The sequence below is a fragment of the Streptomyces sp. NPDC001933 genome, from assembly GCF_042890955.1.
In the GTDB taxonomy this organism is placed as follows: domain Bacteria; phylum Actinomycetota; class Actinomycetes; order Streptomycetales; family Streptomycetaceae; genus Streptomyces.
In genome coordinates, this window is the sequence record NZ_JBIASS010000008.1 from 132,964 (window position 1) to 151,343 (window position 18,380).

General features: G+C 71.1%; 17 protein-coding genes. 5 read left to right on the plus strand and 12 right to left on the minus strand.

Annotation, left to right across the window (positions count from 1 at the left end; genetic code table 11):
* The first annotated feature begins 34 nt into the window (after positions 1-34).
* Positions 35-1,588, plus strand: coding sequence for an alkaline phosphatase D family protein (locus ACFYY7_RS21105; RefSeq protein WP_388663437.1), 1,554 nt, complete (start codon positions 35-37; stop codon positions 1,586-1,588).
* A gap of 59 nt (positions 1,589-1,647) precedes the next feature.
* Here ACFYY7_RS21105 and ACFYY7_RS21110 read toward each other — a convergent pair whose 3' ends face one another.
* The 5 genes from ACFYY7_RS21110 to ACFYY7_RS21130 all read right to left on the minus strand — a co-directional run bounded on the left by ACFYY7_RS21110 (position 1,648) and on the right by ACFYY7_RS21130 (position 6,180).
* Positions 1,648-1,806, minus strand: a complete 159-nt coding sequence (locus ACFYY7_RS21110) for a hypothetical protein (protein WP_107408259.1) — start codon at positions 1,804-1,806, stop codon at positions 1,648-1,650.
* Positions 1,807-1,872: 66 nt separating this feature from the next.
* Positions 1,873-2,823: a cytochrome c oxidase assembly protein gene (locus tag ACFYY7_RS21115; protein WP_388663438.1), complete on the minus strand. Its 951-nt coding sequence runs from the start codon at positions 2,821-2,823 to the stop codon at positions 1,873-1,875.
* A gap of 186 nt (positions 2,824-3,009) precedes the next feature.
* Complete coding sequence (locus ACFYY7_RS21120) at positions 3,010-4,038, minus strand: 6-phosphofructokinase (RefSeq protein WP_388663440.1); 1,029 nt, start codon at positions 4,036-4,038, stop codon at positions 3,010-3,012.
* A gap of 143 nt (positions 4,039-4,181) precedes the next feature.
* On the minus strand, positions 4,182-4,907 hold the full coding sequence (locus tag ACFYY7_RS21125; protein WP_266735241.1) for a type 1 glutamine amidotransferase: 726 nt from the start codon (positions 4,905-4,907) through the stop codon (positions 4,182-4,184).
* Positions 4,908-4,941: 34 nt separating this feature from the next.
* Positions 4,942-6,180, minus strand: a complete 1,239-nt coding sequence (locus ACFYY7_RS21130; protein ID WP_189544649.1) for a MurT ligase domain-containing protein — start codon at positions 6,178-6,180, stop codon at positions 4,942-4,944.
* Positions 6,181-6,294: 114 nt separating this feature from the next.
* Here ACFYY7_RS21130 and def point away from each other — a divergent pair, with 114 nt between their 5' ends.
* On the plus strand, positions 6,295-6,858 hold the full coding sequence (gene def / locus ACFYY7_RS21135; RefSeq protein ID WP_388663442.1) for a peptide deformylase: 564 nt from the start codon (positions 6,295-6,297) through the stop codon (positions 6,856-6,858).
* 41 nt (positions 6,859-6,899) lie between these two features.
* On the opposite strand, the gene ACFYY7_RS21140 is transcribed toward def, so the two are convergent.
* Positions 6,900-7,550, minus strand: coding sequence for a TetR family transcriptional regulator (locus ACFYY7_RS21140; protein ID WP_266735234.1), 651 nt, complete (start codon positions 7,548-7,550; stop codon positions 6,900-6,902).
* Between the two features lie 174 nt (positions 7,551-7,724).
* On the opposite strand from ACFYY7_RS21140, the gene ACFYY7_RS21145 reads away from it, so the two are divergent.
* The gene (locus ACFYY7_RS21145) at positions 7,725-8,951 is read left to right on the plus strand and encodes an acyl-CoA dehydrogenase family protein (protein WP_266735233.1); all 1,227 of its coding nucleotides are present in this window, start codon (positions 7,725-7,727) and stop codon (positions 8,949-8,951) included.
* Positions 8,952-9,008: 57 nt separating this feature from the next.
* Here the strand turns inward: ACFYY7_RS21145 and ACFYY7_RS21150 are convergent, their stop codons facing one another.
* From ACFYY7_RS21150 to ACFYY7_RS21160, 3 genes are all read right to left on the minus strand, one after another.
* Positions 9,009-9,497, minus strand: a complete 489-nt coding sequence (locus ACFYY7_RS21150) for a glutathione peroxidase (protein WP_388663443.1) — start codon at positions 9,495-9,497, stop codon at positions 9,009-9,011.
* A gap of 225 nt (positions 9,498-9,722) precedes the next feature.
* Positions 9,723-10,265, minus strand: coding sequence for a GNAT family N-acetyltransferase (locus ACFYY7_RS21155; RefSeq protein WP_388663444.1), 543 nt, complete (start codon positions 10,263-10,265; stop codon positions 9,723-9,725).
* Positions 10,266-10,278: 13 nt separating this feature from the next.
* Positions 10,279-10,860, minus strand: coding sequence for a helix-turn-helix domain-containing protein (locus tag ACFYY7_RS21160; protein ID WP_388663445.1), 582 nt, complete (start codon positions 10,858-10,860; stop codon positions 10,279-10,281).
* A 160-nt stretch (positions 10,861-11,020) separates the two neighbouring features.
* On the opposite strand from ACFYY7_RS21160, the gene ACFYY7_RS21165 reads away from it, so the two are divergent.
* Positions 11,021-11,461: a hypothetical protein gene (locus ACFYY7_RS21165; RefSeq protein ID WP_388663446.1), complete on the plus strand. Its 441-nt coding sequence runs from the start codon at positions 11,021-11,023 to the stop codon at positions 11,459-11,461.
* Between the two features lie 18 nt (positions 11,462-11,479).
* On the opposite strand, the gene ACFYY7_RS21170 is transcribed toward ACFYY7_RS21165, so the two are convergent.
* Together ACFYY7_RS21170 and ACFYY7_RS21175 are read right to left on the minus strand one after the other, a co-directional pair.
* Entirely contained in the window at positions 11,480-12,814 is a 1,335-nt protein-coding gene (locus ACFYY7_RS21170; RefSeq protein ID WP_388663447.1) for a chloride channel protein, read from the minus strand.
* Positions 12,815-12,983: 169 nt separating this feature from the next.
* Positions 12,984-14,408, minus strand: coding sequence for a DUF2252 domain-containing protein (locus ACFYY7_RS21175; protein WP_388663449.1), 1,425 nt, complete (start codon positions 14,406-14,408; stop codon positions 12,984-12,986).
* A gap of 307 nt (positions 14,409-14,715) precedes the next feature.
* Between ACFYY7_RS21175 and ACFYY7_RS21180 the strand changes: the two genes are divergently transcribed.
* On the plus strand, positions 14,716-16,548 hold the full coding sequence (locus ACFYY7_RS21180; RefSeq protein WP_388663451.1) for a glycoside hydrolase family 15 protein: 1,833 nt from the start codon (positions 14,716-14,718) through the stop codon (positions 16,546-16,548).
* A gap of 53 nt (positions 16,549-16,601) precedes the next feature.
* Here the strand turns inward: ACFYY7_RS21180 and ACFYY7_RS21185 are convergent, their stop codons facing one another.
* The gene (locus tag ACFYY7_RS21185; protein ID WP_388663453.1) at positions 16,602-18,371 is read right to left on the minus strand and encodes a cation:proton antiporter; all 1,770 of its coding nucleotides are present in this window, start codon (positions 18,369-18,371) and stop codon (positions 16,602-16,604) included.
* Positions 18,372-18,380 lie beyond the last annotated feature (9 nt).

Genomic DNA, 18,380 nt, shown 5'->3' on the forward strand with positions numbered 1-18,380 from the left:
GTCAAGTGGTACCGGAGGGTTCGGAAGACGGGTGATGCTCGGCGGAACGGTCGGCATGGCCCTGGCGGCGTCCGGTCTGTCGGCCGGCCGGGCCTGGGGTGACACACCCTTCCACGAGGACCCGTTCGCCCTCGGCGTCGCGTCCGGCGATCCGTGGCCGGACGGGGTCGTCCTGTGGACCCGCCTCGCCCCCCAGCCCCTCGCGCCCGACGGCAGCGGCGGCATGCCGCCGTACGCCGTCGACGTGCAGTGGGAGGTCGCCCGCGACGACCGCTTCCGGTCCGTCGTACGCCGGGGACGGACCCGGGCGGTGCCCGAACTCGCTCACTCCGTCCACGTGGAGGTCTCCGGACTCCAGCCGGACCGGCACTACTACTACCGCTTCCGCGCCGGCCGCGTCCACAGCCCGGTCGGCCGCACCCGCACCGCGCCCCCGCCGAACAGCCGGCCCAGGGAGCTCGACTTCGCCTTCGTCTCCTGCCAGGCGTGGTTCGAGGGCTTCTACACCGCCTACCGGCACCTCGCCGAGGAGGACGTCGACCTGGTCCTGCACCTCGGCGACTACATCTACGAGAACGCCATCGACGCCATGGGGGGCGTGCGCAACGTCCCCGTGGCCGCCGAGCTGCGGCCCGAGCCGATGAACCTCGTCCAGTACCGCAACCGCCACGCCCTGCACCGCTTCGACCCCGACCTCATCGCCGCCCACCAGGCCCACCCGTTCGCCGTCGTCTGGGACGACCACGAGGTCGAGGACAACTGGGCGCGCGACAAGTCCAAGGCCGACACCGAGCCCGACCAGGACCCGGCGGTCTTCCGCGAGCGCGCGGCGGCGGCCTTCCAGGCGTACTACGAGCACCTTCCGCTGCGGCTGCCGAACAAGCCGAACGGCTTCGAGGCACGCATGTACCGCCGTCTGCGCTACGGGCGGATGGCCACCTTCCACATCCTCGACACCCGGCTCTTCCGCGACGACCAGCCCTGCGGCGACGGCACCAAGAGCGGCTGCGACGAACGGCTGACACCGGGCCGCACCATCCTCGGCCCCGAGCAGGAACAGTGGCTCTTCAACGGCCTCGGACGCTCCGACGCGACGTGGAACATGATCTCCCAGCAGATCCCCGTGACCCAGGTCGACACCGACCCCGGCCCCGGCCAGGCATTCGTGATGGACTTCTGGGACGGTTACGTGGACGCCCGCCAGCGGCTGTTCAAGGAGCTCACCGACCGCAGTGTGAGCAACCCGGTCGTCCTGACCGGCGACATGCACCGCCACCTCGCCGCCGATCTCAAGCAGAACTTCGACGATCCGGAATCACCGACGCTCGGTGTCGAATTCGTCGGTTCGTCCATCTCCACCACCAAGGACGGAATGGACCTGGACCCCTCCGGCGCCAGGCTGCTCGCGGCCAACGAGCACATAAAGTTCACGAACTTCCAGCGCGGATACGTGCACTGCTCGCTGACCCGTGACAGCTGCCGCGCCGACTTCAAGGTGCTGCCGTACGTCACCACCCCCGGCGCACCCATCTCGACCCGGACCTCCTACGTGACCGAGGCCGGTCATCCAGGGCTCCAGGAGGCCTGAGGCAACACCTGCCGAGCGGTGCCCCGGGAACGGGGCGCCGCCCGCGTGGCTTCCCGGGGTCAGGACTCGCGCGTCGCCGCCATCCCCAGGGTGATCAGGCCGAGCACCACCCAACCGAACCAGAGCCAGCCGCTGCTCCCCAGGGCCACCGTGTAGGCGGTGACCACGACCAGGGCGGTCAGCGTGAGCACTCCCATGGCCTTCGTGGATCCGGACATGCCCGCACCCTCCTCATCGGCCGTGCGGCCGTGGATGCCATCGTCACCCCTGAGGCATGCCCACCGCTACTGCCCGCGCGCCTGCAATGAGGCGAGATAGGCGTTGTACGCCTGCAGCTCCTGGTCACCGTCCCGGTCGGCCCGGCGGTCCGAGCGCTTCGCCGTCCGCTGCTCGGAGCGGTACCACTGGAAGACCAGCGCGATCAGCACCAGCACCGAGGGGATCTCACTGAAGGCCCAGGCGATACCGCCCGCCCAGCCCTGATCGCTCAGCGCGTCGATGCCCAGCGACGCCGGCGGATTCTGGTACGTCCCCACCATCGGGGTGGTCGCCATCATCAGCGCGATACCGAAGAACGCGTGGAACGGCATCCCGGCGAACAGCTCCAGCATCCGCATCACATAGCCGGGGCGGTGCGGCCCCGGGTCGACGCCCATGATCGGCCAGAAGAACACCAGGCCGACCGCGAGGAAGTGCACCATCATCGCGATGTGACCGGTCTTCGAGCCCATCAGGAAGTCGAAGAGCGGGGTGAAGTACAGCCCGTACAGGCTGGCGATGAACAGCGGGATCGTGAAGGCCGGATGCGTGATGATCTTCATGTACCGGCTGTGCAGCAGCTTGAGCAGCAGCTCGCGAGGCCCCGTGCGACCACGGCCCGCGACCGGCAGCGCACGCAGCGCCAACGTCACCGGAGCGCCCAGCAGCAGCAGGATCGGCGACAGCATGCTGATCACCATGTGCTGCACCATGTGCACGCTGAACATGACCATGCCGTAGTCGTTGAGCCTGGTGCACATCACCAGGGCGATGCTCAGCACGCCGACGACGAAGAACACGATCCGGCCGACCGGCCAGTCGTCCCCGCGTCTGCGCAGTCGCAGCACGGCGTACGCGTACAGGCCGATGCCGAGAACGCAGCTGATGAGGAAGAACGGGTCCGCGGAGAATTGGAGCCCACGTCCCAGCGTGAACGGCGGCAGATCCATGTTCATGCCGTGCCCGCTGTGATCCATCTGTTCACTCCTGCTGGGGGCATCCCCGTTTCGTGCCGGTTGTCCCGACCAGAGTAGAACTGCCCCCGGCCGCAGCTGCGGGCGGGGGCAGTCCGAAGGACCAGGGCCTCTCGTTTGGACCATGCCGGGCTCGCGTGCCCCGGTGCCGGATCCGGCCTGATCCAAACGAAAGACCCTGGGCGTCGCTCAGAGCACGCACTCCGCCTCGGCGTACCGCTCGGCCGGGACCGTCTTCAGCGTCTCCACGGCCTCGCTCAGCGGCACCATCACGATGTCCGTGCCGCGCAGCGCCGTCAGCATGCCGAATTCGCCGCGGTGCGCCGCCTCCACCGCGTGCCAGCCGAAGCGGGTGGCGAGCACCCGGTCGTACGCGGTCGGGGTGCCACCGCGCTGCACATGGCCGAGGATCACCGGGCGGGCCTCCTTGCCCAGGCGCCGCTCCAGCTCGCCGGAGAGCTGCGTGGCCATGCCGGCGAACCGCTCGTGCCCGTAGATGTCCTTGGTGCCCTGCTCGATCTCCATCGACGTGCCCTCGCGGGGCTTGGCGCCCTCGGCGACGACGACGATCGCGAACTTCTTGCCGGCCGAGAAACGCCGGCCGACCACCTCGGTCAGCTCGTCGATGTCGAAGGGGCGCTCCGGCACGACGATGGCGTGCGCGCCGGCGGCCATGCCCGAGTGCAGGGCGATCCAGCCGGTGTGGCGGCCCATGACCTCGACGATCAGCACCCGCTGGTGCGATTCGGCGGTCGTCTTGAGCCGGTCGAGTGCCTCGGTCGCGACACCGACGGCGGTGTCGAAGCCGAAGGTCACATCCGTGGAGGCGATGTCGTTGTCGATGGTCTTCGGTACGCCGACGATCGGCAGCCCCGCCTCGGAGAGCAGGTTGGCCGCCTTCAGCGTGCCCTCGCCGCCGATCGGGATGATCGCGTCGAGACCGAGTTCGGCGACATGGCCCCTGGCTTGCTCCACACCGCCGCGCAGATGGGCGGGCTGGACACGGGAGGACCCGAGGATCGTGCCGCCCCGGGCGAGGATGCCGCCGACCGCGTCGAGGTCGAGCTTGCGGTAGTCGCCCTCCAGGAGGCCCTTCCAGCCGTCGTGGAAGCCGATGACCTCGTCGCCGTGGTCGACCACCGCGCGATGAACGACGGAACGGATGACGGCATTGAGGCCGGGGCAGTCGCCGCCGGAGGTGAGAACACCAATTCGCATTGCCCGGGAAACCTTTGCAACGTGGGCCGACGACCGGACCACGTCGTCCGGTTGGATCCCTGCCACCCTACCGGCGCAGGGTGGCGGGACCGAACCGGGCGTCCGCCTGCTGGACTCCGCTCAGACGAGCGAAAACCGCCTCATCAGGCAGGCTGTGTCGCCGACGCGATGCGCTCCGCGCGCAGCGCCTCGTACCAGCGGTCGTCCGTCGGCGGCAGGGCGTTCACATCGAGGGCCAGCTTCAGCAGCAGGTCCGCGATCAGCGGGTTGCGCGCCATGACGGGGCCGTGCATGTACGTACCGAAGACGGTGTCGTTGTACGCGCCCTCGGTGCCGTCACCGGTGCCGTTGCCCCGGCCGAGCTGCACCCGGGCGAACGGCCGTGCCGTCGGGCCGAGATGCGTGACGCCCTGGTGGTTCTCGAACCCGGTCAGCGGCGGCAGGCCGAGCTGCGGGTCGATGTCGGCCAGTACGTCACCGACGCACCGGGCACCCTCGCCGCGGGTGGAGACCACGTCGAGCAGCCCCAGACCGGGCTCGCGCTCACCGAGGTCGTTGATGAACTCGTGACCGAGGATCTGGTAACCCGCGCAGACCGAGAAGATGATCGCGCCGTTCGACGCGGCCCGGCTGAGCCCGCCGTCGCGGCGCAGCCGCTCCGCCGCGAGCCGCTGCGGCCGGTCCTCGCCGCCGCCGATCAGATAGATGTCGCCGGACGTCGGGACCGGCTGGTCGCTGCGCACGTCGACGCGCTGCACGTCGAGACCGCGCTGCCGGGCCCGGCGCTCCACCACCAGCGCGTTGCCCTGGTCGCCGTAGGTGCTGAGGAGGTCGGGGTAGACCCAGACCAGACGCAGACCGTTGCTCATGCTTCGTCCTCTCCGGAGGTGGCCGGGGCCGGGGTCAGTTGCCGACACGACGGCGCAGATCCTGGAAGGCGGTGTAGTTGGCGATGACCTCGATACGGCCGGGTGGGGCCTGTTGCACGGCCTCGTCGAGGTTCTCGCAGACCCGGAAGTCGAGACCGGCCACTTCGAGCCGGACCGCCAGGTCCAGCTTGCGGTCGCCGAGCACGAAGATCGGGTGACCGGCGAGCTGGGTGTAGTCCACGTCCCACAGCCAGGAGGTGTCCGTGCCGTCCGCGCCGCGGGCGTTGACGGAGAGGATCACCGGCGTGGGCGGCGGGTCGATCAGGGAGAACGTCTCCAGCCAGCCCGCCGGGTTCTTCGCCAGCAGCAGCCGCAGCTCACGGCCGAGGAAGGACACCACGTCGTAGCGGCCCGCGACGGCCTGCACCTGGTACATGCGCTCCAGCGCGACCTGCGGCGGCACACCGAAGACGGCGGCCACGGCGGCGGAGCTGGTGGCGTTGGCCTTGTTGGCGCGGCCGGGCAGCTGGAGGTGGATCGGCCACGCCGAACCGTGCGGGTCCAGGACGTAGTCGCCGTGCAGGACCCAGCTGGGAGCGGGCCGGCGGAATCCGCACTCGCCGCAGAACCAGTCGTCGCCGGGGCGCTGCATCACACCGCCGCAGGACGGGCAGGACCAGGCGTCGTCCTTCCACGCCTGTCCCGCCGCGACCCACACCACATTGGGGGAGGAGGACGCCGCCCAGACGATCAGCGGGTCGTCGGCGTTCGCGACGATCACGGCCTTCGAACCGGACAGCCCCTCACGCCACTTCTCCGCCAGCATCCGGGTCTCCGCCGCGCGGTCCAGCTGGTCGCGGGAGAGGTTGAGCAGTGCGATCACCTTGGGCGTCGTGTCGCGCGCGACCCCGGCGAGGTACTTCTCGTCCACCTCGATCACGCCGTACTGCGCGTCCGAGCCGCCGGCCAGCGCGGAGGTGATGCCCGCCGGCATGTTGGCGCCGAGCGCGTTCGACACCACCGGGCCCGCGGCCCGCAGCGCCTCGGCGATCAGCCGGGTGGTCGTCGTCTTGCCGTTCGTCGCCGACACGAGGATCACGTCCAGGTGCTGCGCCAGCCGCCCCAGCAGGTCGGGGTCGAGCTTGAGCGCCACCCGGCCGCCGATCACCGATCCGCTGCCGCGCCCAGCGGCGCGTGACACCGCCGCCGCGGCCTTGCCCGCCGTCACGGCCAGCTTGGCCCGTGGCGACAGCGGCTCCGTGTTGCCTGCCATCGTCCTAGATCCTCCTTGCATCGGTCCACGCCCAGCCTATCGATGTCCGGCGCGACGGCCGCACCCTGGCACCGCCGGGAAGGTGGAGGTCACGTGGAACGTACGATTGCGGCCATGCGAAACCGCCCGATCCCCGGCAGTTCCGGACTGATTCGTGCCATGAGCCTGCTCGGTGATCCGGTGCTGCACGGGAGCTGTGAACCCGTCACCGACTTCGGTCCCACGCTCGCCCGGCTCGTCGAGGACATGTACGCCACCATGTACGCGGCCGAGGGCGTCGGCCTCGCGGCCAACCAGATCGGCGTCCCCCTGCGGGTGTTCGTCTACGACTGCCCGGACGACGACGACATCCGTCACCTCGGGCACCTCGTCAACCCCAGGCTCGTCGAGGCCGACGGCATCACCGTACGCGGCCCGGAGGGCTGCCTCTCGCTGCCCGGCCTCGAAGCGGGCACCCCGCGGTTCGACCGGGCCGTCGTCGAGGGCTTCACGGCCGACGGCGAGCCGGTCCGGGTCACCGGCACCGGGTTCTTCGCGCGCTGCCTGCAGCACGAGTGCGACCATCTCGAAGGCAAGGTCTACACGGACCGGTTGACCGGGCTGCGCCGCAGAAGGGCGCTGCGGGCGGCCCGCCGGGCGCCCTGGGCGCGCACCGGTCGGGCCACGTCCGAGGTCTGAGGCTGTCGGGAGGTCCCGACCGGAGGTCGCCCGACGGCCGCTCAGAATCCGGGGCCGCCCGGCCGGTCGCCCGCGGCGGAGAGCCGGCCCCACAGCAGATCGGCCAGGCTGCTCACCAACTGCTCGCGGGAGCAGGGGCGTTCGCCCAGCCACCAGTCGCCCGCCGCGTGCATCATGCCGACGATGCCGTGGCCCCAGATGCGGGCCATGGCCTCGCTGTCCGGGCCGAGGTCGACCCGCTCGGCGATCACCAGGGCGAGTTCCTCGCCGAGCCGGCGCAGCAGCGGTGCCGAGTGCCGTCCGACGTCGAAGCCCTGCTCCGTCGAGGGCGCCGCGTCGTCGGACGGGTGCATCAGGAAGCGGTAGACCTGCGGGCGGGCCTCGATGGCCGCGAGATAGGTGTCGAGCGTCGACTCGACGCGCCGGCGGCGCTCGGCGGGGGCGTCGAGCGCGGCGCGCAGGGCGATCAGCAGGGCGTCGGTGTGGCGCTTGGCGAGGGCGCGGTAGAGGCCGCCCTTGTCGCCGAAGTGCCGGTAGAGAATGGGCTTGGTGATCCCGGCCTCCGCCGCGATGGCGTTCATCGAGGCCCCGGGCCCGTCCCTGAGCACCACGCGGTCGGCGGCTTCGAGCAGCTCGCGGCGGCGGCTCTCGGCCGCTGTCCGCTGTCGCTCTGCCTGTCGTGTGCTCTCCATGTCGCCTCTCCCCGCCCCTGGCCGTGCATATTGCGTCCTGCCTGCGCAACGTAACACCCTGCCCAACGCGGCGCGGATCCGAACCCCGACGGTTGACAGAGGCTACTTGTCGGTAACAGACTGCGGTTACCGCAAGTAACGAGTGGTTTTTCACAGCAGTACGTGGAGGGGAACATGTCCGAGTTCACGCTCGAACTCAACGATGACCAGAAGCAGGTCCGTGACTGGCTTCACGGCTTCGCAGCGGATGTGATCCGTCCGGCGGCCTCCGAGTGGGACGAGCGTGAGGAAACGCCCTGGCCCGTCATCCAGGAGGCGGCCAAGGTAGGCATCTACTCCCTCGACTTCTACGCCCAGCAGTTCTTCGACCCTACGGGCCTCGGTATCCCCATGGCCATGGAGGAGCTCTTCTGGGGGGACGCGGGCATCGCCCTGTCCATCGTCGGTACGGGCCTGGCGGCCGTGGGCGTCCTCGCCAACGGCACCGAGGAGCAGATCGGCACCTGGATCCCGCAGATGTACGGCGACGCCGACGACGTCAAGGTCGCGGCCTTCTGCTCCTCCGAGCCGGACGCCGGTTCCGACGTCGCCTCGATGCGCACCCGCGCGGTGTACGACCAGGCCAAGGACGAGTGGGTGCTGAACGGCACCAAGACCTGGGCGACCAACGGCGGCATAGCCAACGTCCACGTCGTCGTCGCCGTGGTCGACCCGGAGCTGGGCTCCAAGGGGCACGCCTCGTTCATCGTGCCGCCGAACACCCCCGGCCTCTCCCAGGGCCAGAAGTTCAAGAAGCACGGCATCCGCGCCTCGCACACCGCCGAGGTCGTCCTGGAGGACGTCCGGATTCCCGGCCACTGCCTGCTCGGCGGCAAGGAGAAGCTCGACCAGCGCCTGGCACGGGCCCGCGAGCGCGCCGCCTCCGGCGGTGAGCGGGTGAAGAACGCGGCGATGGCCACCTTCGAGGCGTCCCGCCCCGCGGTCGGCGCCATGGCGGTCGGCACCGCCCGTGCCGCGTACGAGGTGGCGCTGGACTACGCGAAGACCCGCACCCAGTTCGGCCGGCCCATCATCGACAACCAGGGCATCGCCTTCCAGCTCGCCGACATGCGTACGCAGATCGACGCGGCCCGGCTGCTGGTGTGGCGCGCCTCGTGGATGGCGACCACGGGCAAGCCGTTCACCTCGGCCGAGGGCTCGATGTCCAAGCTGTACGCGAGCGAGACCGCGAAGAAGGTCACCGCCCAGGCCGTCCAGATCCTCGGCGGCAACGGCTTCACCCGTGAGTACCCGGTGGAGCGGATGCACCGGGACGCGGCGATCTACACCATCTTCGAGGGCACCAGCGAGATCCAGCGCCTGGTGATCGCCCGCACCCTGTCGGGCATGCCGATCCGCTGACCGTGTGTCCCCGGGCGCAGGGCCGAGCTCCGGCCCTGCGCCCGAGGACATGATCCGTCAGGCGGGCAGCTGGGCCTCGATGGCCGCGATGAGCTCGGGCGCCTGGGGCTCCGTGCCCGGGCGCAGGCGCGCGACCGGTACGCCCGCCGGCGAGATGAGGAACTTCTCGAAGTTCCACTGGACGTCACCGGCCTCGCCGTCCGCGTCCGCCAGCTGGGCCAGCTCGGCGTAGAGCGGGTGGCGCCCCTCGCCGTTCACGTCGGTCTTCTCCAGCAGCGGGAAGCTGACGCCGTACGTCGTCGAGCAGAAGGTCTGGATCTCCTCCGGGCTCCCCGGCTCCTGGCCGGCGAACTGGTTGCACGGCACACCGAGCACGGTGAAGCCGCGGGCCGCGTACTCGCTCTGGAGCCGTTCCAGGCCCTCGTACTGCGGGGTGAGCCCGCACTTGGACGCGACATTCACCAACAGGACGGCCCGGCCCCGGTAGTCGGCCAGGGATGTGGGCTCACCGGTGAGCGTGCGCAGGGGGATGTCGTGCAGCGTCATGAGGTCTCCTCGTGAGGTGTGGCTTCCACAGCCATTGTCACGCCCGGAACAGGCCGGAACAGGTCCGTACGAAGCCGGTCCGCCGGCCGTCCGTGCTCCCGCACGTCACCGACCTGCGGGAGTACGGCAGTCGCTGCGACCGCGGCATGACCCCGATGAGCGACCCGTGTACGGATACGGGCCGGGGTCGAACTCCTGTGCCTGGGCCGGGAGAACGGCGTACTCTCACCGGTCGGGCAGCGCCCGCGCGGGGCCGATCGCCTTGTAGTAGAGGGTCGTCGGCTTCAGGACCCCGGCCGGGTCCTCGGCGTAGTCCGGGATCGAACCGCACTCCGTCCAGCCCGCCGAACGGTAGAGCCGCTCGGCGGGACTTCCGCTCTCGGTGTCCAGAACCAGCAGTGTGACGCCGGCCCCGGCGGCCGACCGCTCGGCCGCGTCGAGCAGCGACCGGCCCAGGCCCCGGCCGCGCGCCGACGGACGCACCATCAGCTTGGCCACCTCCGCGCGGTGGCGGGCGTTGGGCAGCCGGGCCCGGGACAGGGCGATGGTTCCCGCGATTCGTTCCGCGTCGCGGGCGATCCACACCTGGAGGAGACCGGCGTCCACGTCCCCGGCCCGCTCCCGCCACCAGACGGCGGCCACGTCGCGGTCCAGTGGCGCGAGGAATCCCACCGACGATCCGCCGTCCACGGTGTCCACCAGAAGTGCGGCCAACTCGTCGGCGTAGGTGATCAGTTGATTCCCGCATACGGCGACGATCTCGGTCATGCGCAAAGTCCTCTCACGGCAGAACGATCATCAGGGCGTAGCGGACCTGTTCCGGCCCCGGGCAGCGGAAGTGTGAGGGGCCGCGCAGCCGGAACCGAAGACAGTCGCCGCGGCGCACGGTGTGCACGGTGCCGTCGACGGTGATCTCCACCGTTCCCTCCAGCACCCACACGTGCTGCTCCAGGCCGGACACCGGTGCGTCGTCGTACGCGACGGCGGCCCCCGCGTCGAGGGTGCCCTCGATGACCTCCGCGCGCAGGCCGGTGTGCGGCGGCGACACCGAGCGGCGTACGAAGCCCGATGCCTCGTCCCGCCAGACCGGCTGCCGCGCGGCGGGGACGAGTTGCGGGGGCTCCGCCTCCACCTCCAGCAGCAGGCGGGACATCGTCCGTCCGTAGACCGTGCACAACTTGCCGAGCAGCGCGGCGGTCGGGCTCAACTCGCCGCGTTCCAGCCGGGACAGTGTGGAGCGGCTCACCCCGCCGCGTCGCGAGAGTTCGTCCAGCGACCAGCCGTGCTCGGTACGCAGCTCGCCCAGGCGTGCGGCGAGCCGGGCATCGACGGAGCCGGGCTCCGTCTCTTCGGTTTCTCTCATCATGGAGATGATATCCCTGTATGGAGACGGGTCGTGCGAGGGCGACAGCCCCGGGAAGCGCTTGTTCTGCCGGGTGGGTACCGACGTGACACCCTTGGTCCGGGAGGCCCGGGCGGTCACTCGGCCCGCCCGGTCGCCCTGCTACCCGAGGAGGCCGCAAATGGCCAGTACCAGCACTGGGCCGTCGGTGGCGCCCGCCGGCCCTTCGAGTTCGCGCCATCCCTTGCAGATCGGCTGGACCGCCTTCGCGGCAGTGCTGATGATCTTCAGCGGAGCGATGGCGATCTTCGAGGGAATCGCAGCCATCGCCAGGAACAACGTGTTCATCGCCACCCGCGACTATGTGTTCCGGTTCAATCTCACCGGCTGGGGCTGGATCCACCTCGCACTCGGCATCGTCATCGTCATCGCCGGGTGCGCGCTGTTCACCGGAGCCGCATGGGCACGCGTGACCGGCATCGTGCTCGCGGGCCTGAGCGCACTCGCCAACTTCCTGTGGCTGCCCCACTACCCGCTCTGGTCCATCGTGCTCATCGCCATCGACGTCTTCATCATCTGGGCGCTGTGCGCCGATTCGCCCGAGGAGAAGAAGAGCGTCTGAGGTCAAGGCGCAGGCCCGTCATCCTCGATCCGGCCGGGCGTCGGCCGGGGACGGCGCGAGCCTGAGCGTGACGACGTAGGAGACCACGACCGCGACGATCACGAGCGGCATGACGGTCAGGCCCTCGGACCCCAGCAGCAGTGTTGCCAGCAGCACCGAGGTCATCGGGAGCTTCAGCATCGCCACGCACATGGCGCCGATACCCATCGCGAAGCCCGACGTGAGGTCCAGTCCCGGCAGATGGGAAAGGGCGGTACCGCCCGCCGCTCCCACGAACATCGCCGGGAAGACCGGGCCGCCCCGGAAGCTGCTCAAGGAAGCGCAGTACGCCACCGCCTTGCAGGCGACCAGTACCACGAGCGTGCCCACCGAGTATCCGGCGCTCTGCGCCAGCAGCGGATCGAGGGCGTCCTCCCCGGAGTACAGCACCCCGGACGCGTCCCGGCCGGTGCTCTGCGCGTAGACGAGAGCCGCCGCGCCGACGACCAGGCCCGTGACGACGGTGGCCGTCACGGGCCGCCGCAACACACGTGCCTGGAGGAACAGCGCGAACCACCGAATGCCCGTGCCGACGAAGGCCGCGGCCACGCCCACGACGAGCGCCCAGCCGAATCGTGCGAGGTCGGGCGCCGTGGCGCCGGGCACATGGTGAAGTGCCAGGGAGTACGTCCCGAGACCGGTCCACGAACCGAGTCCGGTGAAGATGAGCGCGCCGACGCCGGACGCCAGCAGACCCGGCACCAGGACCAGCCCGAGCATCATCCCGGCCAGCCCCGAGGTCTCCATCAGGAGAAAGGCTCCCAGGAGCGGCGACCCCAGCAGCGCGCTGATCGCGGCAAAGCTGCCCGCGGCTCCCATCACGGCACTCGCGCCGGGATTGATGCCGGGCCGGACCAGGCGCGCCGCGAGCACGGCAAGTCCGCCGCCGAGCGCGATCAGCGGTGCCTCGGGACCGAGCACCGCCCCCAGGCCCAGCGAGGCGAGCGCCGCCAGCACAATGCCGGGCAGTTCCACCGTCGACGGTGCCCCCGTGCTCACCATCCCGTCGGCGGGCCGGTGGCCGCCGCTGCCCGGCAGGTGGCGGATGGTCAGCCCGACCAGCAGGCCCGCGACGGCGAGCAGCGGAACCGGCCACCAGGACGGCGTACCGGCGAACCCCAGGGCCCGGGGCAGGTCGTGGTAGGTGAGCGACTGGAGTTCGTGGACGAGCGCGAGGAAGCCGAACGCCACCGCCGAGACCGGGACTCCGAGAGCCGCCGCCATCACGAGGAGCACCGCGTAACCGCGGGTGCGGATCAGCGCGGAGGGGTTCACTGCCGCCGGCGGGGTAGTCGCGGCGGGCTCGGTCGACATGATCGTTGTCTCCTCGGCGTCACAACCGTCCGGAACACGCTGTCCCGCAAGCGTCCACAAGGAGATAGCACAATGTGCGCATTCGGCCGTGATGTACCCGCTGTGCGGGTGCGGTGATCTCCGTACCGCCATTCCCCTGGACCAGCGCGCGGGCGGCGCCGGGGAAGGCTCAGACGTCCCGGGTCGCGGGAAGCCGGCCCGCCCGCACCGCGTCGACGAGCGCCCGGTGGTCCCGCTCGTTGCAGTCGGCGTACTTCTCGGCGAAATACGTCAGCGCCCGGTCGAACGAATGGCTGAGCCCCAGGTACGCCGCGATGGCGATCCGGTCGCCCGAACGGGCGTGGGCGCGGGCCAGCGCGGTTCCGCACGCCTCGCCGAGGACCCGCATGCCGGACGGCACCATGTCCTCCGGCTCCATGACGCCCTTCCAGTCGCGCAACTGGCGTACGTAGAAGTCGCGGCGCCTGCCGTCGATCCCCTCCACCCGCGCCCAGCCGAGGAAGATATCGCCCGCCGCCTGCATCAGCCGCTGCCCCGCGACCACGCGCTCGCCCTGGTTCCGGTACGCGCCGGGGCCGGCATGGGGCGCGAGCACCGAGGGGCCGGCCTCCTTGACCTGGAGGAGGAGCGGGTCCCCGCCGTCCCTGCCGTGCATCAGGATGATCCAGCAACGCGTACCGACACTGCCGACGCCGACCACCTTGCGCGCCATGTCCACGAACCGGAAGTCGGAGAGCAGGGTTCGCCGGTCCGACGGCAGGCTGCGGCCGTAGCGGCCGATCAGTTCGCGGAACCGCTCCTGAGTCGCGTCGCGCTCGCCCGCCGGGAGCAGATCGGCCACCGGTACGAGCAGCGGCGGGTCCGCCGCGATGCGCGGCTCTCCGCCCACCGTCACGGTGAGCTTGTCGAAGGCCCGAAGGCTGTCCCGGGTGCGGGCCTTGGCCGCGGCCCGTGACAGCTTCCTGCGGCCGCGCTTCGCCAACTGTTGGGAGGCCAGCGCTTCGAGACGGCCGATGTCGGTCCGCGAGTACCACACGTCGAGATTGCGCATGCCGGCGAACCGGATCATCGACTCCCGGTACGACCTCACCGTGGTCAGCACGATGTCCGCGCGCTCCTGGTCGGTGAAGCCGTTCGCCCGGCCGGCGACGACGAAGCCGGCCGCCAGGCGCTTGACGTCCCACTCCCAGGGCCCCGGTGACGTCTCGTCGAAGTCGTTGATGTCGAACAGCAGATTGCGTTCCGGCGAGGCGAACAGCCCGAAGTTCAGCAGATGGGCGTCCCCGCACAGCTGGGCCCTGATCCCACAGTCCCCGGTGGCGGCCAGGTCGGAGGCCATGATCGCGGCGGCACCCCGGTAGAAGCGGAACGGCGACTCGGCCATCCGGCCGTAGCGGATCGGTACGAGTTCGGGCACCCGGGCCGCGGACTGGGCTTCGAGGACGGCCAGCGGGTCGGGCCGGTTGGCCGGCGGTTCGAACTCGGCGTGACTCGACCGCGGGGCCGTCCTCCGGGCCGCCTTCCCGCGAGCCGCCCGCTGCTCCGGCGTCGCGTCCGGTGCCGTCCTGAGCATCGAGGTCACGTCCTGCGCCATCGGGTCCTCCTGACCGGTCACGGGCGTGCGCCACCGCGCCGCGGGCGTATGCCGCTCCCGCCGACGCCCGCCTGCCCGGCCCCGGGGGCGCCGCACCGGTCGGCGCTTCCGTGCCCCGAGTCCGATCATCGCGGCTCGGCCCGGTTCCGGCATCATCTGGACGCCGCCCGTCACGTCCCGCGTCCGGACCGCTACCGGCGGACGCCCGGGGCGGGGCGGTCCGGGCGAGCGAGCACGGGGTGCCTGGCGGATAGTGGAGGCCGGAGCGGTCCGTCCGTACACGGATGGTCACGGACCCCGGGAGTGGATGCTCATGGACCGATACCCGCCCATAGCCGAACACGGTCTGGTCGGCGACCTGCAGACCGCCGCACTGGTCTCCGCGCGGGGTGTCGTCGACTGGTTCGCCGCCCCCAGGTTCGATTCCCCCAGCATCTTCGCCGCACTGCTCGACCACGACGACGGCGGCTTCTTCCGGCTGGCTCCCGACGAGGCCGAGAGCTCCTGCCGGCAGCTCTACTACCCGGACACCGCGGTCCTGGTCACCCGCTTCATGTCGCCGGACGGCGTCGGTGAGGTGCTCGACTGGATGCCGCCCGCACGCACCGGGACCCCCACCGACCGGCACACCCTGGTGCGGACCGTGCGCGCGGTGCGCGGGACCGTACGCTTCGCCATGGAGTGCCGGCCCCGGTTCGACTACAGCCGGGCCGATCACGAACTCGAACTGCGCCCCGGGGGAGCCGTGTTCCGGTCACCGGGGATCGCCGCCCACCTCCGGACCGGATTCCCCGTGGCACGCGACGGCCGGGACGCGGTGGGCGAAGTGGTGCTGAACGTCGGCGAGTCGACCTTCGCGCTTCTCACCGTCTGCGCGGCGGACGGGCCCGCACCGCCCGAACCGACCGTCGACGCCGTCACGGAACAGCTCTGGGAGACCGTCGACTTCTGGCAGCGGTGGGTGCGCGGCTCCCGCTACCGGGGCCGCTGGTCCGACATGGTCAACCGCTCCGCCATCACGCTCAAACTGCTCACCTACGCCCCCTCCGGCGCACCCGTCGCGGCGGCGACCATGGGGCTTCCCGAGCAGGCAGGCGGCGAACGCAACTGGGACTACCGCTACACCTGGGTCAGGGACGGCTCGCTGTCGGTCCGGGCCCTGCTCGACCTCGGGTTCGTGGACGAGGCGATCGCCTTCACCCACTGGCTGGGCGACCGGCTCCGGGCGGACGACAGCGGGGACGAACCCCTCCGGATCATGTACCGCGTCGACGGCGAGCCGTTGCTGACGGAGGAGCCCCTGGCCCATTTCGAGGGCTACCGGGGCTCGTACCCGGTACGGCTCGGCAACGCGGCCGCCGGCCAGTTGCAGCTCGACATCTACGGCGAGGCCCTCTACGCGCTGTCCGAGGGCCGCGAGGTGGACCTCCAGGCGGGCTACCGGGGCTGGCAGGCGGTGGCCCGGACCCTCGACTGGCTCGTGGACCGCTGGGACCGGCCCGACGAGGGCATCTGGGAGACCCGCGGCGGACGGCAGGACTTCACCTACAGCCGGGTGATGTGCTGGGCGGCGTTCGACCGCGGCCTGCGCCTGGCGGCCGATCTCAGCCGGCCCGCCGACACCGCCCGGTGGACGGGCGCCAGGGACGCCATTCTCGAACAGGTCATGGAACGCGGCTGGAGCGAGTCCGAGCAGGCCTTCGTCCAGTACTACGGCAGCACAGTGCTGGACGCCGCGCTGCTGCTGATACCCAGGGTGGGGTTCCTCGCCCCGCAGGACCCCGGCTGGCTCGCCACGCTCGACGCCATGGACCGCACGCTCGTCTCCGACAGCCTCGTCTACCGCTACGACCCCGCGGCCTCCCCGGACGGACTGCGGGGCTCCGAGGGCACGTTCAGCCTCTGCACGTTCCTGTACGTCGACGCCCTGGCCCGCGCGGGCCGGCTGCACAAGGCCCGCTACGCCTTCGAGAAGATGCTCACGTACGCCAACCATGTCGGCCTGTTCGCCGAGGAGATCGGCCCCAGCGGCGAGCAGCTCGGCAACTTCCCACAGGCGTTCACCCACCTCTCGCTCATCACGGCGGCGCGGACCCTGGACGAGGCGCTGGACGCGGCACGCGCCAAGGAACGCGGCTGACGGCGCTCGGTGGTTGTCGGGTCCCCTCCGGCCGCAGGACACCCGACAGCCTCTCAGGGCGACAGCGGCCGGGACGGGGGCCCGAGCAGGACGGCGGTGTCGCCCGGCCCGGCATCCGGGGTGTGCGTGTGGGTGACCGGGGCGAGCAGCCCGTCGGCGCGTACGACGAACAGCACGTCGTGCCCGGCCGGTACGGCTCCGTCGGCCCGCCGCGTGAGCACCCGGGCCCCGGCCTCGTACCGGCGGGCCAGCTCCGGACCGGTCAGACCGGTACGGAAGAGGGGCTCGCCCCCGGTGTACGGCGCCACCACACCCTGGCTGTCGGCGTCCGGAGCGAGCCGGTGGACCGGGCCCTCGACGCTCTCCCGCAGGGTCATCGCCGCCAGTGCGTTGAAGTCGTCCTCCTCGGTGAGCAGCAGCACACCGGTGATGCCCTCCAGCTCCGCACCGGCACCCGAGGCCGCCGCGAGCAGCTCGCCCGTCGCCAGGGGCAGCCCGGCCTCCTCGATCCGGGCCCGCTGGCGCTCGGCACCCGCCCACATCAGCACGTCCAGCCCCGCCGAGTTGAGCGCGCGCCCCATATCGACCGCCCAGGGCGCGCCGCCCACCAGCAGCGGCCGGGACCGGGACGGGCGCAGCACCTTCAGCCGCCGGGCGACCGGAAGCGCCGTCAGGCCGTACAGCGTGACGGTGGCGACGATCACCACGAAGGTCGCGGGCAGGATCCGCTCGGCGCCGTCGACGCCCCGCGCCACCAGGGTCGCCGAGAACGTGGAGGCGGTCGCCGCGGCGACGATGCCACGCGGGGCCATCCACCCGATGAACCACCGTTCCCCGCCCCGGACATCGGTACCGGCCGTCGACACCAGGGCCACGAGCGGGCGCACCACCAGCACCAGGAGGGCGACCAGGGCGAGCGAGGGCAGCACCACGTGGCGCAGCGAGGCCGGGGTGACCGTGGCCGAGATGGAGATGAACAACAGGCCGATGATCAGCGAGACCAGGGTGTCGAGGAACGGCCGACGGGCCGGAAGGTCCAGCCCCGGCAGATTAGCCATGGCCATACCCATCACGACCGCGGAGATGAGCCCGGTGTCCTCGCGGAGCGCGTCACAGGCGGCGGCGATCCCGATCACCGCGGCGATCTGCGCCGACGTGGCCAGTTCCTCGTTCAGGCGGGCCCGGCGCAACAGCAGCCACAGCACACCGGCCCCGACCACGCCGCCCACCGCACCCACCGCGACGCTGGCCGAGAACTGCTCCAACTGGCTTCCGAAACCCTTGAGTTCACCGGCGACCACGGCATGGAAGACGAGCGCCCCCAGAATGCCGCCGACCGGATCGATCAGGGAGCCCTCCCAGATCAGGATGCGCTGCAGCCGCTCGGAGGGCCGTACGAAGTTGAGCAGTGGCCCGACGACCGTCGGGCCGGACACGACGAGGATCGCGCCCAGCATCACGGCCGCGCCCTTGGACATGTTCAGCACCGGCACCGCGAACAGCGCCGCGGACAGCCAGGTGATGAGCGCTCCCAGCCAGAGCAGCCTGATCACGATGCGACGCGTATGGCCCCGCAGCCGGCTGATCTCCAGGCCGAGCCCGGCCTCGTAGAGGATCACCGCCACCGCGAGCGAGACCAGCGGCGAGAAGGCCTCGCCGAGCAGCTTCTCGGGATTGACGTCGTCCGTCAGCGCCCCGGCGGCGAAGCCGACCGGCAGCAGGACCAGCAGGGCGGGAATCCGCAGCCGGCTCGCCAGCAGCTGGGAGCCGACCGCGAGCACCACGATGAGCCCCACACCCACCATTACCTCATCAGCCGTCATGTCCGTGCC

What these genes read in the sequence shown, in the direction of transcription:
- ACFYY7_RS21105 (WP_388663437.1), top strand. Translation starts at nt 35, where the DNA reads ATGCTCGGCGGAACGGTCGGCATGGCCCTGGCGGCGTCCGGTCTGTCG.
- ACFYY7_RS21110 (WP_107408259.1), bottom strand. Translation starts at nt 1,806, where the DNA reads ATGTCCGGATCCACGAAGGCCATGGGAGTGCTCACGCTGACCGCCCTG.
- ACFYY7_RS21115 (WP_388663438.1), bottom strand. Translation starts at nt 2,823, where the DNA reads ATGGATCACAGCGGGCACGGCATGAACATGGATCTGCCGCCGTTCACG.
- ACFYY7_RS21120 (WP_388663440.1), bottom strand. Translation starts at nt 4,038, where the DNA reads ATGCGAATTGGTGTTCTCACCTCCGGCGGCGACTGCCCCGGCCTCAAT.
- ACFYY7_RS21125 (WP_266735241.1), bottom strand. Translation starts at nt 4,907, where the DNA reads ATGAGCAACGGTCTGCGTCTGGTCTGGGTCTACCCCGACCTCCTCAGC.
- ACFYY7_RS21130 (WP_189544649.1), bottom strand. Translation starts at nt 6,180, where the DNA reads ATGGCAGGCAACACGGAGCCGCTGTCGCCACGGGCCAAGCTGGCCGTG.
- def (WP_388663442.1), top strand. Translation starts at nt 6,295, where the DNA reads ATGCGAAACCGCCCGATCCCCGGCAGTTCCGGACTGATTCGTGCCATG.
- ACFYY7_RS21140 (WP_266735234.1), bottom strand. Translation starts at nt 7,550, where the DNA reads ATGGAGAGCACACGACAGGCAGAGCGACAGCGGACAGCGGCCGAGAGC.
- ACFYY7_RS21145 (WP_266735233.1), top strand. Translation starts at nt 7,725, where the DNA reads ATGTCCGAGTTCACGCTCGAACTCAACGATGACCAGAAGCAGGTCCGT.
- ACFYY7_RS21150 (WP_388663443.1), bottom strand. Translation starts at nt 9,497, where the DNA reads ATGACGCTGCACGACATCCCCCTGCGCACGCTCACCGGTGAGCCCACA.
- ACFYY7_RS21155 (WP_388663444.1), bottom strand. Translation starts at nt 10,265, where the DNA reads ATGACCGAGATCGTCGCCGTATGCGGGAATCAACTGATCACCTACGCC.
- ACFYY7_RS21160 (WP_388663445.1), bottom strand. Translation starts at nt 10,860, where the DNA reads ATGAGAGAAACCGAAGAGACGGAGCCCGGCTCCGTCGATGCCCGGCTC.
- ACFYY7_RS21165 (WP_388663446.1), top strand. Translation starts at nt 11,021, where the DNA reads ATGGCCAGTACCAGCACTGGGCCGTCGGTGGCGCCCGCCGGCCCTTCG.
- ACFYY7_RS21170 (WP_388663447.1), bottom strand. Translation starts at nt 12,814, where the DNA reads ATGTCGACCGAGCCCGCCGCGACTACCCCGCCGGCGGCAGTGAACCCC.
- ACFYY7_RS21175 (WP_388663449.1), bottom strand. Translation starts at nt 14,408, where the DNA reads ATGGCGCAGGACGTGACCTCGATGCTCAGGACGGCACCGGACGCGACG.
- ACFYY7_RS21180 (WP_388663451.1), top strand. Translation starts at nt 14,716, where the DNA reads ATGCTCATGGACCGATACCCGCCCATAGCCGAACACGGTCTGGTCGGC.
- ACFYY7_RS21185 (WP_388663453.1), bottom strand. Translation starts at nt 18,371, where the DNA reads ATGACGGCTGATGAGGTAATGGTGGGTGTGGGGCTCATCGTGGTGCTC.